We start from the raw sequence: 13,584 nt of genomic DNA, 5'->3' as shown, positions 1-13,584 counted from the left end.
CTCTCTTCGAGCGGCCACGGCCGGTGGATTTCAAGCGATGGTCATCAGGCTGGCATTCCCGCCTGCCGCGGCCGTGTTAACGCTCAGCGACCGCTCCATGAGCAATCTTTCCACAGGCACTTGCGCGCCCACGGCAGTCATTGAATTCACTCCAATCACCGGCCCCTCCCGCGTCGCCAGTTCTTTGTTCAAAGACATGAGTGATGCCTGATCGCCGCAGTGCAAGACAGCGTCAAACACAGTCGTGGACGCCTGCCAGTTTTCTATCAGTTCGCATGAAGCCCGCACCACTGGCGCAAGCGAGCTCACCAGGGCCTTGGCCCGGGCAGGAACCATCGCCTTGCTGCCCACAGCAAGCACCGCGGCTATCTGAACGAGAAGACTCTCATCGTCATTGGCCAGGCACAGGACGGCCTCACGCGGAACGAGCGAATAAAGATTGCGCTCGCCCGTGGGACCGCGCAGCTCATAGGAGTTGACGGATTTGGCGGCGCTCTCAAAATGTCTGCACTGCGCTGCCAGCGCAGCCTTATTCGCGGAGACTGCCCACGCGCTCAACGCTGCGAACGCCTGGTTGTCGTAGGGTTGGTCTGGTGCCGTCGTAGCGCCAGCCTGTGTCAGGTAGTCGCGCACCTGGGCAAGAACACCTTCTGGTCGGCGCGAGAGCAAACGGTACAAGTACAGCGGCCCGCCGGCTTTGGGCCCCGTGCCTGACAAGCCCTCACCACCAAACGGCTGTACGCCCACCACCGCTCCCACCATGTTCCGATTCACATAGACGTTTCCCACGTGTGCAGCGTCCACGACTGTCGCAATGGTTTCATCGATGCGGGTATGAACGCCCAAGGTCAAGCCGTAACCTGTTCGGTTGATCTGCTTCAGAAGACTGGGCAGCTCTTTTCTGCCAAAGCGGACTACATGAAGGACAGGACCAAAGATTTCACGCTGAAGTTCATTGATGCTGCCCAGTTCAATCAGGGTGGGCAAGACAAAGGTACCCTGGCTCGTCGCTTCGCCGTCCATATTCCATGCGGCGCGCGTCACACGGCGACCGCGCTGCTGCATGGTCTGGACATGCTCTTCAATGCCACGCTGCGCCTGGGCATCAATGACTGGACCGACGTCCACTGCCAACTGAGTGGGGTTGCCGATCCGGGCTTGTTCCATGGCCCCCTTCAGCATCTCCAAGGTGCGGTCAGCAATATCGTCTTGAAGGCAAAGCACACGCAGCGCCGAACAACGCTGGCCTGCGCTGTCAAAGGCCGATGCCATGACGTCGGAGACGACCTGCTCCGCAAGCGCGGACGAGTCCACCACCATCGCGTTCTGCCCCCCTGTTTCAGCAATGAGAGGAATCGGCTCGCCGCCTTCGCCCAGTCGGCTGGCCAATACCCGCTGCAGAATGCGGGCCACCTCGGTGGAGCCAGTAAACAACACGCCTTGAATGCGCGCATCCGCCACCAGGCTGGCGCCGACTGTTTCTCCTTGACCCGGTAATAGCTGAATGGCTCCCTTGGGAACGCCAGCTTCCCACAGGCGCCGGACGGCGTGTGCAGCCACCAACGGAGTCTGCTCCGCAGGTTTGGCCAACACGACATTGCCTGCTGCTAACGCCGCAGCCACCTGCCCTACGAAAATGGCAAGCGGAAAATTCCACGGGCTGATGCACACCACAGGCCCCAAGGGCCGGTGCGTTTCGTTATGGAAGTTGTTCTGAACTTGCAAGGCGTAGTAGCGCAGAAAGTCCACGGCCTCTCGCACCTCGGCCACGGCATTCGCAGCCGTCTTGCCAGCTTCTCGCGCCAGAAGCCCAATAAGTACGGTCATGTCGGACTCCAGGCTGTGTGCAGCCACCATCAAGAGCCTGGCCCTTTCAGCAGGGGGTGTGTTCGACCATTCGGGCACGCACGCTGCGGCACTCGCCAGAGCAGCTTCAACTTCGTCGGACGAGGCTTCGCGTACGTAGCCGACCAGGTCACCCGCATCCGCTGGGTTTCTCACAGCTATGGTTTGAGATTCAAACCGCGCCGTGTTGCTGGGCGTCTCCTGAAGTGAGACCTGGCTTGCGGCGATCAGCGCGGTGGTAGACCAATCGCGCCCATTCGCATCTGTCATCGCGCTGGCCAGTGTATGCAGAGTGTCTTCGTTCGACAGATCGAGGCCTGCCGAATTGCCTCTTTGACCACCTGACGATGCACCGTATAAGTCGCCGGGTAACGGAATCGCCGGATGCGGCAAACCTACTACGCCTTCCTGCTGGGCCAGACGATCCACCGTGTCCGCGGGGTCTTCCACCAACGTCTCCAGCGCAATGGAAGAGTCCGCAATGCGGTTGACGAATGAGGTGTTGGCACCGTTTTCCAGCAGGCGGCGAACCAGGTAAGCCAGCAGTGTTTCATGGGTGCCTACTGGCGCATAGATACGGCAGGGACGACCCAGACCACCGGCTGCCTCGGCGCCCACGACCTGTTCATACAAAGGCTCACCCATGCCATGCAAGCACTGGAATTCGTATTGACCAGGCCAATAGCCTGCCGGTTCAGCCATTTGATAGATCGCAGCCACTGTATGGGCGTTATGCGTCGCGAATTGAGGAAAGATGGCCTCAGGAGCCGACAGGAGCTTTCGCGCACAGGCGAGATAAGCTACGTCCGTATAGGGCTTACGGGTGTACACGGGAAATCCGCTTTGGCCGTCCACCTGCGCCCTTTTGATTTCGCTGTCCCAGTAGGCGCCCTTGACCAGGCGGATCATGAGTCTGTGCGCACTGCGGCGGGCCAGGTCAATGAGTACGTCAACAACGTACGGACAGCGCTTTTGATAGGCTTGGATCACAAAGCCAATGCCGTTCCAACCGGCCAGTTCGGGGGCAAAGCAGAGCCGCTCCAGCAAGTCGAGTGACAGCTCAAGGCGGTCCGCCTCTTCTGCGTCAATGTTCAGCCCAATATCGTATTTTCTCGCCTGAATGCTCAACGCCAGCATCCGGGGATAGAGCTCATCCATCACGCGCTGGTATTGAGCGCGGCTGTAGCGCGGGTGCAAGGCAGACAGTTTGATGGAAATCCCGGGGCCATTCGTGATGCCCGCGCCAGCTGAGGCACGCCCAATAGCGTCAATGGCTCGCTCATATTCACCGAAATACCGATCGGCATCTGCCTTGGTCAGGGCGGCTTCCCCCAGCATGTCGTAAGAGTATCGAAAGCCTTTGGCCTCCTGCGACTTGGCATGGCGCAACGCGCCTGCGATGGTCTCACCGCAAACGAACTGCTCACCCATCATCCGCATGGCCATATCAACGCCTTTGCGGACCAGAGGCTCACCACCCTTACCTATAAGTTGGCCCAGGGTCGCAGCAAGGCCTGTTTCGCTGTGAGTGGACACAAGCCGCCCCGTCAGCAGAAGGCCCCAGGTGGCCGCGTTCACAAAAAGCGACGGACTCTGGCCAATATGGCGCCGCCAGTCTCCATGGGCAATCTTGTCACGGATAAGTGCGTCGCGGGTGCCTGCGTCCGGAATACGAAGAAGCGCTTCAGCCAGGCACATCAGCGCGATGCCTTCCTGGGATGACAAGGAATACTCTTGCAGCAGGTTCTGGACGATGCCTGCTCGGCCGACTTCGCTTTTACGGGAGCGCAACGTGCCAGCCAGGCGCAGGGCCAGTTCTTGGGCAACTCTCTGGTCTTCGGCACCGGAGCGTGCCGTTTTAAGCAGCGTGGCTACGGCCTCCGGCTCTGCCAGGCGTGTTGCCGCTGTAACCTGTTTTCTCAGCTCACTTCTAGGCGCTGCAGAGCCCTGGAAGGATGGTTTACCTACGCGCACGCAATCGATGTCCGTCATGATGTTTTCCTAGCGAATAGGATGATCATTTCACAATACAAATAGATAATAATGCTGAAATATCGTCAAATGACCGAATAAATATCCAATGCAAAACCAGTCTGCCCAAGCTCCACTGGACCGAAGCGATCTTCGAATCCTTGCACTTTTGCAGAGCGACGGGCGCATGTCCAACCTGAAGCTGGCAGAAGCAGTTCATCTCTCCCCCACTGCCACCCTGGCGCGTGTGCAGCGCCTTACCCGTGATGGCTTCATTCTTGGTTACGAAGCGCGCCTGAACCCTTTGAAGCTGGACGCAGGCATGCTGGTCTTTGTAGAAGTGTTGCTCGACAAAACCACGCCGCACGTGTTTGAAGAGTTCAAAGTGGCAGTTCAGCTCAAGCCGGAGATCATGGAATGCCATATGGTGGCCGGCGGCTTCGATTACCTGCTCAAGACGCGCAGCGCAGACATGACCGCTTACCGCGCCTTCGCTGGTGAAGTGCTGTGGCAATTGCCAGGCGTGAGGGAAACGCGCACCTACGCGGTCATGGAAGAAGTCAAGAACTCAACCCATCTTCATTTGCGCGGGATTTGAAGGTGCCACGGTTCACCTGGGAGCGCCAAGCTCCAGCTTGGCAATCGGCTGCCTCTGCAAGCGCTGCCATGCCAAGCTGGAGCTTGGCGCTCCCAGGGGGAGACCGGCGAGCCGACTTAAGCAAAACCTCACGCCCGCCCAACTAAAACTCAGAGCTTCACGTAGCGGCTGTTCACCTGGGAGCGCCCCGAGAAATAACCTTACCGGTGAAATAGATTCAATTTAGATATATCTTATTGGTATCTTATCTTTAGAAAGATACCTCATGTCTGATTTCGATTCGCCGGCCCGCGGGGGCTCTTTGCGCCGAGCGCGAGTGCTGGGGCATGGAGGGCTCAAGCTCGTGTTGATCCGCTTGATCGCAGAAAAACCCAGCCATGGCTATGAACTGATCAAGGCCATTGAAGACCAGGTACACGGTAGTTACAGCCCCAGCCCTGGCGTGGTCTACCCCGCACTGACCTTGCTGGAAGAGATGGGCTATGTCAGCGTGGGCTCTGCTGAAGGTGGCCGCAAGCTGCACACCATCACTGAGGCCGGCCGCCAATACCTTGAAAGCCAGCGTGACGAAGCTGACGCCCACTGGGCACGCCTGCAAGCGAAAGCCAAGGCCCATGCAGAGCGGCCCCCCCAAATCCAGCGCGCCATCGAAAACTTCAAGCTCGCTGTTCACATGCGGCTCCAACGCGGCGCTCTTACTGAAGAGCAAGCCCATGCCTTTGCTGCGGTACTCGATTCAGCAGCGCAAAACATTGAAAAAATCTGAAAGCATCCAATGACTACAACCAACCCTCTCGATTCCAGCACCGCCGTTGACCCCAGGGCCTCACAACGCGTGCGCCACGAACTTCGGCTGCGCCAGCCCACTGTGAAAAGCGTGGAGCGCCTCAGCCCCAATATGATCCGCGTCGTTCTTCAGGGCGACGATCTCAAGGGGTTCACGAGCCTGGGCTTTGATGACCATGTGAAACTCATGCTGCCCGATCCCGCCACGGGCACCCTATCGGTCCCCTCGGTTGGCCCCGACGGTATTCGCCACGCGGACGGAGCGCCCCGCCCTGCCATGCGCGACTACACACCCCGCAGCTTCGATGCACAAGCCGGCCTGCTGACTCTGGACTTTGCCGTACACGACGCGGGCCCCGCAACGCAATGGGCAGAGCAAGCCCAGCCGGGTCAGAAAGTGGGCATTGGCGGGCCTCGCGGCTCCATGATCATCCCCATGGCCTTTGATGGCTACCTGCTGGTGGGCGACGACACGGCGCTCCCAGCCATTGCGCGCCGCCTGGCCGAGTTGCCCAATGGCGCCCCGGTTGTCGTGATAGCGGAGGTAGACAGCCCCGCAGACGAGCTGGTGTTTGAGACCGCTGCCGACTTGCATCTGACCTGGGTGCACCGCCAAGGCGCCGCCCCGGGCACCACGACCTTGCTGCTTGATGCGCTTCGCAAGGCCGAGTTGCCTGCTGGCGACTTTCACGCCTGGGTCGCCTGCGAAACCTCTGCCGCCAAGGCGATGCGTGCGCACCTCGTTGGAGAACGTGGTGCCCGACCCGCATGGACCAAGGCCGCGGGGTACTGGCGCGTGGGCGCTGCTGACTCGCACGAAACGCACAACGACTAAGTTATTCGGTACTGTGTGCACCCTATTGGTGCTTACCCTCTCTTTGCAGGGTAACGCACCGGTCTGGGCAGGCACGGAATCAGGGCCTGACAATTTTCTCGCCCGATAGGAGCGCATACTCTTGTCGTTGCCGGCTATTTTCCGTAATCGGTGGCGGTCTAGGAGCCTGTCGGACTTGGAGCGCCAATGAAAAATGGACCGCTGCGGCCCATTTGCAGCCGGCGATTTCCAAGTCCGACAGGCTCCTACGTGCACTGATCGTCCAGAATTTCCGGACCGTTAGTGCGCTGGTCATCATGGCGCAGGACTTGCTTCGTACAACTCGTCCACAATGTGTTGGCTGAATTGTTGCTTCGCGCAGAAAGTACATGACATGGCCATCCACGTCGCCCTGAACCACGTCACTCATTATTCATACGACCGCCTGGTCGAGCTCGGACCTCAAGTGGTCCGCCTCAGACCCGCGCCTCACAGTAGAACCAAGGTTCTGTCGTACAGCCAGCGCATCGAGCCGGCCAATCATTTCATCAACTGGCAGCAAGATCCGTTTGCCAACTACCAGGCCCGCCTGGTCTTTCCTGAAGCCACGCGCGAGTTCAAGGTCACAGTAGACCTGGTGGTGGAAATGGCGGTACACAACCCGTTCGATTTCTTCCTGGAACCGCAAGCTGAGAACTTTCCGTTCGCCTACACGGCGGAGCAATCCAAGGATTTGGCCCCCTACCTTGCTACAGACCAGCTGACGCCAAAATTCAAGGCTTACGTCGACAGCATTTCCCGCGAAGAATGTCGCACCATCGACTTTCTGGTGGGCATCAACCAACGGCTGCAAAATGACGTTGGTTACACCATTCGAATGGAGCCGGGTGTTCAGACGCCGGAACAGACCCTGACGCTGGGCACCGGCTCGTGCCGTGACAGCGGATGGCTTCTGGTGCAGATGCTGCGCCATGTAGGCCTGGCCGCTCGGTTCGTATCGGGCTATCTGATCCAGCTGGCTCCAGACGTGAAGTCCATCGACGGCCCCAGCGGTCCTGAGAAGGACTTTACCGACCTGCACGCGTGGTGTGAGGTCTTCCTACCCGGCGCGGGCTGGATTGGGCTTGATCCCACCAGTGGATTGTTGGCTGGCGAAGGTCATATTCCGCTCGCGTGCACGCCCCAGCCGTCCAGTGCTGCCCCCATTGAGGGAGAACTGAGCGAAGCCGTAGTGACCTTCCAGCACCACATGGAAGTCAAGAGGGTCTATGAGTCGCCGCGCGTGACCGCCCCTTACTCGGACGCCCAATGGCAGGCCATCACTTCGCTGGGCGATGCGGTCGACAAGCGTCTGCAGGCCGGTGACGTGCGCTTGACCATGGGGGGCGAGCCCACTTTCGTGGCAACCTCTGACCGCGACGCGCCCGAGTGGAATACGGATGCCCTGGGCCCCACCAAGCGGGGCTACGCGACCGATCTGATGTACCGCCTCAGCGCCCAATACGGCCAAGGAGGGTTTCTGCATCTCGGACAAGGCAAATGGTACCCAGGCGAGCAATTGCCACGATGGGCCTTGTCGATTTTCTGGCGGGCTGATGGACAAGCGACCTGGCGTGATCCCAAACTGTTTGCCAACGAAAGCGATCCAGCTCAATACACCTCGAAAGATGCCGAGCGATTCATACAGGCATTGGCGGGCAATTTGGGTCTTTCATCGCGCTTCATCATCGCGGGTTACGAGGACACCCCCTACTACCAGTGGCGTGAGCGCAAGCTGCCAGTCAACGTCGACCCTACAGCTTCAAAGCTAAACGACGAACTGGAGCGCGTACGACTGCACCGCGTATTCAATCAAGGCCTGGAGTCGCCCATAGGCTATGTGTTGCCACTGGGTGTAGAGGAACTTCCTGCCAACGACAAACCCAGAATCGGATACACCCTGTGGGTCAGCAAGCCCTGGTATTTCCGTGAAGAGTACATGTACCTCGTCCCTGGCGACTCGCCCATGGGCTACAGGCTTCCGCTTGAATCGCTGCCTTGGGTGTCCAAGTCCGACTACCCCTTCCACATAGAGCAAGATCCCAGCGTGCCTCGCGACGAACTTGACTCAAGCGACGGTGCCGAGACACCGGCGGGCGAGAGCAAGTCAGAAAAAGAAGTCACCACAGACGCAGAAACCCGCGCTCCAAAGCACGGTGAGTCCGCGGCCTGGCTGGGCCGCACGGCACTGTGCGTGGAAGCGCGCGACCCGCACCGTGCCAACGGCCCCAAGGCAGAACTCAGCCATGGCGGAAAAAGCAGCCATCTCTACGTATTCATGCCGCCGCTGAAGTACCTGGAAGACTATCTGAATCTGCTGACGGCCATTGAGAACACCGCCCGCAATCTGGGCGTCAAGCTTGTACTGGAAGGCTACCCGCCTCCGCGCGATCCGCGCCTGAAGATGCTGCAGGTCACGCCTGACCCCGGTGTCATTGAAGTCAACATCCATCCTGCGCACAACTGGGTTGACCTGGTCGAGCACACTGAGTTTCTTTATGACGCGGCGTTTCAGACAAGGCTCTGCGCAGAAAAATTCATGACCGATGGGCGTCATACAGGAACAGGCGGCGGCAACCATTTTGTTATGGGAGGCGCTACGCCTGAGGACAGCCCATTTCTCAGAAGACCCGAACTCTTGGGGAGTCTGGTGGCCTACTGGCACAACCACCCTAGCCTGAGTTACTTGTTCAGCGGCCTGTTCATTGGTCCCACGAGCCAGGCGCCTCGCGTGGACGAAGCACGCAACGACCAGTTGTATGAACTGGAAATCGCGCTGGCCCAGATTGAAGCCACCCGCAAGAAAGAGGGAGATAGCATGCCTCCCTGGATGGTGGATCGCACATTGCGCAACATCCTGGTGGATGTCACAGGCAATACCCACCGCAGTGAGTTCTGCATTGACAAGCTGTATTCGCCCGACACCAGCACCGGGCGATTGGGCCTGCTGGAACTGCGCGCGTTTGAAATGCCACCCCATGCACGCATGAGCGTGGCCCAGCAGCTTCTGCTGCGCGCCCTGGTGGCCAGATTCTGGGAAAAACCTTGGCAGGGGCGCCTGAGCCGTTGGGGCACGGAGTTGCATGACCGTTTCCTGTTGCCGACCTTCATACGAATGGACTTCCAGGATGTGCTGGAAGACCTCCGGCAATCTGGTTTTGCCTTCGACAATGCCTGGTTTGAGCCCCACTTCGAGTTCCGTTTCCCCCAGGTAGGCCAAGTGAATGTGGGCGGCATAGAGCTGCGGCTGCGCAATGCACTGGAACCATGGCACGTGATGGGCGAAGAAGGTTCTGCAGGGGGCACGGTCCGCTACGTAGACTCATCCCTGGAGCGGCTGGAGGTGCATGTATCCGGATACAACGATAGTCGCTATGTCGTCACCTGCAATGGACAAGCGATACCTCTGCAGCCCACGGGTGTCGCCGCGCAATTCGTAGCTGGAGTGCGCTATAAAGCCTGGAACCCGTATTCCAGCCTGCATCCCAGCATAGGCGTGCATGGCCCGCTGACTTTTGACATCGTCGACACCTGGAACAACCGCTCTTTAGGGGGCTGCCAATACCATGTCGTGCATCCTGGCGGGCGCAACTACGATACCTTGCCCATCAACGCCTATGAGGCAGAAAGTCGTCGGTTGGCACGGTTTTTCCAGATGGGGCACACTCCAGGAACCGTGAACATTTCCACTCCGAAAGTGAATCTGGAGTTTCCCTTCACCTTGGATTTAAGAGCGTTTTCTTAAAACCTGACGCATACTAGGCGCGTCGCCGTTTCCATCCTCGGGTGAAACTTCAATTCACCCCAGGACTTGACTTTGAAAGACGCAGCACTACCACTTTTTCCTTCGGGCACACCGGTTGATCCGGCGAGCTTGGCTTCAGAGTGGGCAGAGGCTTCGTCGCCGGGCCATCTGGATGAACTTCGTGACTCCACAGATGGCCAGCTGACTCCCCACTGGGCAGCTTTCTTCAAGCATGTAGGGCTTGAGGGCATGGTCGATCTGAACCGCCGCGCACAGAGCCTGGCGCGGCAGTTACGTGACAACGGCGTCACTTACAACGTCTACTCCGACGCCAACGGCGCGCAACGTCCATGGTCCCTGGACCTGCTTCCGATGATCGTGTCCCCAGACTCCTGGGCAACGATTGAGGCCGGGGTACTGCAACGCGCCCGCCTTCTCAACGCCATGCTGGCAGACATTTACGGACCGCAGCGCCTTCTTGCGCAAGGACTGCTGCCTGCGGCTCTGGTACACGGCCATCCGGGCTACCTTCGGTCCATGAAGGGCGTTCAGCCGGTGGGCGGCACCTGGCTGCATGTGGCCGCGTTTGACCTCGGGCGCGGCCCGGACGGCCAGTGGCGAGTGATGTCGCAACGCACTCAGTCACCTTCTGGCCTCGGCTACCTGCTTGAAAACCGCCTCTCCATTTCCCGGCAGTTTCCCAAAGCTTTTGCCGGTCTCAACATTCAGCGATTGGCCGCGAGTTACCAAGGCATGCTGACCGGTATTCGGGCCATGGCACCCAATGGCGACAACGCTCGCATCGCCTTGTTGACGCCCGGCCCCTATAACGAAACCTATTTCGAGCATGCGTACCTCGCTCGCTATCTGGGCCTCAGCCTGGTAGAGGGTAATGACCTGACGGTACGTGACAACCGTCTCTTCCTCAAGACCTTGACGGGCCTGGAACCAGTGGATGCGCTGATCAAGCGCCTGGACGATGAGTGGCTCGACCCGCTGGAGTTGCGCCACGATTCAGCACTGGGCATTCCCGGCTTGCTGCAGGTGGTCCGCGCTGGCAATGTGTTGCTGGCCAATGCACCCGGTTCTGCATTGCTTGAATCGAATGCCTTGCTTGGCTTTCTCCCGGCTATTGCGCGCGAACTGCTCTCAGAAGAACTTCGTTTGCCCGCCTTGGCTACGTGGTGGTGCGGTGAACAGCCCGCACTGCAGCGAGTACTCCCTCAGTTGCGGCACGGGGTGATCAAACCTACCTACCCCGGCTCTCCTGTATTCACGCTGATGGGCCGTAGCCTGAGCCGCAACGGCCTGGAAAAAATCACTGGGCGGATGCTGCATAGTCCTGATGAATTCACGGTTCAGTCTTTCCTGCCGCTGTCAGAGACTCCTACCTGGACTGGCAAGCACCTCTCGCCGCGCGCGGCCATGCTGCGCGTGTACGCCATCGCCGACGGCCCGCAGAGCTGGCGCGTATTGCCCGGCGGTCTGGTGCGCCTGGCCCAGCGCGGTCAATTGATGGCCTCCATGCAATATGGCGGTAGCAGCGCTGATTGCTGGGTCATGACGCGCGGGGAAGTCGACCGGACCAGCCTGCTGTCAAGTGCTCCTACCACTCTGGATCTGGCGCAGACGCGCCGCCCGGTCACCAGTCGCGCGGCAGAGAACCTGTTCTGGCTGGGTCGATACACCGAGCGATCGGAAAACGCGGTGCGCCTCGCACAGGTCATCCTTCGCAACCTGCATGATGAAGAGCCCACGACCCGACCGCTTCAAGCCTGGATGACCAAGCAGGCGAAGGCGCAGGCTTTGGTAAGCGACCATGTACCTGGCATGCTGGGATATGCGGCACAACGGGTTTTCGAGCGATCGCTGATTGCAGCCCTGGCCGACGCGGAAGGCGCCCACAGCGTCGCCTACAACCTGCGCTCTTTGCGACTGGCCGCCGCCAATGTACGTGAGCGTCTGAGCCAGGAGCAGCGCAACCTGATTGAGCAGGCCGAACAGAATTTTCTCGAACACTCCGGTCCACTCAGCGCCGACACCGAAGCTACCGCCCAGGAGGCCTTGAATGCGCTGGAAGGAGCCAGCGAGGCTTTGGCCGGCATCACAGGGACTCAAACCGACCGCATGATGCGTGACAACGGCTGGCGGCTGCTGTCCATAGGGCGCCATATTGAACGCCTGGCCACTTTGTCCCAAGCCATGCGAGAAGCTTTTGAGACCGGCAGCATCCTTGATCCTGCCGGGTTCGAGGCGTTGGTGGCTCAATTCGACAGCACCATCACATTCCATTCGCAATACCAGCAACGTCGCGATGTGGTGGCCTTGCTGGACCTGCTCCTGGTCAATCGAGACAACCCCAGGTCATTGGCCTGGGTACTGGATACATTGCGCTCACGCCTGCGTAAGCTCGAGAACGACAATCCGGAATTTGCCGAGCGCCTTTTCACCGATCTTCCAAACCCGGGCGATTGGGATCTGGCACACCTCAGCACGCCGGATATCGAAGGGCAACACAGTGATTTGCTGACTGTATTGCAAGCCTGCGAAACATCGGCTTTCCTGCTGTCTGACGCCCTCAGCCAAGAGCATTTCAGCCACGCAGAGCGCACCAACCTCAGCCTTCTGGCCTGATCCACTGCCCGCCCCAGCCCCCGAACCAGAGCTCACTCATGCTGCTGCGAATCATCCATGACACTACCTACGAGTATGGAAGGCCTGTGGTCACCGCTCAACACATGGCCCACCTGAGTCCCGTTGATCGGCCTGGCCAGCAAGTGCGGTTCCATGAACTGACGGTGGAGCCTACGCCAGCCCAACGGCAAGACCGCGCGGATGCCTTTGGAAACCCATGCAGTTATTTCGCCCTGCCGGGTGCGCACGAAAAGCTGACCGTGCTGGCCACTTCGGAAGTATTCACTGAGCCGCCTGCGCCTTTGCCACCCGGGATGCCTTGGGAACAGGTGGTCGATGGCTTTCGCTACCGCGCAGCAGCGCCGTACGATCCTGCCGCGGAATTCGTGTTCGCGTCTCCGCGCGTGCCTCACGACAGCCGCCTGGCCGATTTTGCCCACCCCGTATTCGAACCCGGGCGGCCTTTGCTGGAAGCCGCTGAAGCTCTGATGCACCTGATCTACGCAGAGTTCACCTATTCCAGCGGCAGCACCAACGTCAACACGCCCACGCTGGAAGCTTTGGCCCAGCGCAAAGGCGTATGCCAGGATTTCGCTCACATCATGATAGGTAGCCTGCGCAGCCTGGGACTGCCGGCTCGCTATGTCAGTGGTTACATGATGACGCGACCCCCACCCGGAAAACCGAGACTGATCGGAGCAGACGCCTCGCACGCGTGGGTGCAGGTATACGACCCACAACTTGGTTGGGCGGATTTTGACCCCACCAACGACCTTTGTGGACTGGGCCGACCAGCCGAGACCCACGTGACTCTGGCGATCGGTCGAGACTTCAGTGACGTCTCGCCCCTGCGCGGCGTGATTCAAGGGGGCGGCAAGCCGGACCTTGAGGTCGCAGTGACCGTGGCACCGCCGGAGGAGCTCCTTCAATCTGAAGCGCTAAAACGTTGAAACGCCTTTCACCTTGAAATGAGCGCCAGTGGCTGCCCCCATGCAGTTATGCGAAAGCCCGACGGCCCGGTCACCTGCGCACACCTTGCCTCGGTCGGCCGATCACTTTGCTAAAAGCGACAACACTACTCTGAGACCGCCGTTCTTGGCGTTTTCACCCTTGCCGAGGAGTGCCGCACTCTGTACACCTGCAAGCCACCTG

The 13,584-nt window shown here is 59.6% G+C and carries 7 protein-coding genes; 6 read left to right on the top strand and 1 reads right to left on the bottom strand.

Annotated features, from left to right (window positions below; translation table 11 throughout):
- Window positions 1–30: 30 nt before the first annotated feature.
- Complete coding sequence (gene putA / locus ABIE13_RS01850; RefSeq protein WP_354440639.1) at window positions 31–3,837, bottom strand: trifunctional transcriptional regulator/proline dehydrogenase/L-glutamate gamma-semialdehyde dehydrogenase; 3,807 nt, start codon at window positions 3,835–3,837, stop codon at window positions 31–33.
- Window positions 3,838–3,925: 88 nt separating this feature from the next.
- On the opposite strand from putA, the gene ABIE13_RS01845 reads away from it, so the two are divergent.
- The 6 genes from ABIE13_RS01845 to ABIE13_RS01820 all read left to right on the top strand — a co-directional run bounded on the left by ABIE13_RS01845 (window position 3,926) and on the right by ABIE13_RS01820 (window position 13,382).
- Window positions 3,926–4,414 carry an Lrp/AsnC ligand binding domain-containing protein gene (locus tag ABIE13_RS01845; RefSeq protein ID WP_354440637.1) on the top strand — a complete coding sequence of 163 codons (489 nt, stop codon included), beginning with the start codon at window positions 3,926–3,928 and terminating at the stop codon, window positions 4,412–4,414.
- 265 nt (window positions 4,415–4,679) lie between these two features.
- Window positions 4,680–5,180: a PadR family transcriptional regulator gene (locus tag ABIE13_RS01840; protein WP_354440635.1), complete on the top strand. Its 501-nt coding sequence runs from the start codon at window positions 4,680–4,682 to the stop codon at window positions 5,178–5,180.
- Window positions 5,181–5,189: 9 nt separating this feature from the next.
- On the top strand, window positions 5,190–6,035 hold the full coding sequence (locus tag ABIE13_RS01835; protein WP_354440633.1) for a siderophore-interacting protein: 846 nt from the start codon (window positions 5,190–5,192) through the stop codon (window positions 6,033–6,035).
- A 373-nt stretch (window positions 6,036–6,408) separates the two neighbouring features.
- Window positions 6,409–9,798, top strand: a complete 3,390-nt coding sequence (locus ABIE13_RS01830) for a DUF2126 domain-containing protein (protein WP_354440631.1) — start codon at window positions 6,409–6,411, stop codon at window positions 9,796–9,798.
- Between the two features lie 72 nt (window positions 9,799–9,870).
- Window positions 9,871–12,432 carry a circularly permuted type 2 ATP-grasp protein gene (locus ABIE13_RS01825; RefSeq protein ID WP_354440630.1) on the top strand — a complete coding sequence of 854 codons (2,562 nt, stop codon included), beginning with the start codon at window positions 9,871–9,873 and terminating at the stop codon, window positions 12,430–12,432.
- 38 nt (window positions 12,433–12,470) lie between these two features.
- Complete coding sequence (locus ABIE13_RS01820; protein ID WP_354440628.1) at window positions 12,471–13,382, top strand: transglutaminase family protein; 912 nt, start codon at window positions 12,471–12,473, stop codon at window positions 13,380–13,382.
- The last annotated feature ends 202 nt before the right edge of the window (window positions 13,383–13,584 follow it).

This window comes from Ottowia thiooxydans, assembly GCF_040548795.1.
Taxonomy (GTDB): domain Bacteria; phylum Pseudomonadota; class Gammaproteobacteria; order Burkholderiales; family Burkholderiaceae_C; genus Ottowia; species Ottowia thiooxydans_A.
This window is presented reverse-complemented; position numbering and strand designations above follow the sequence as displayed.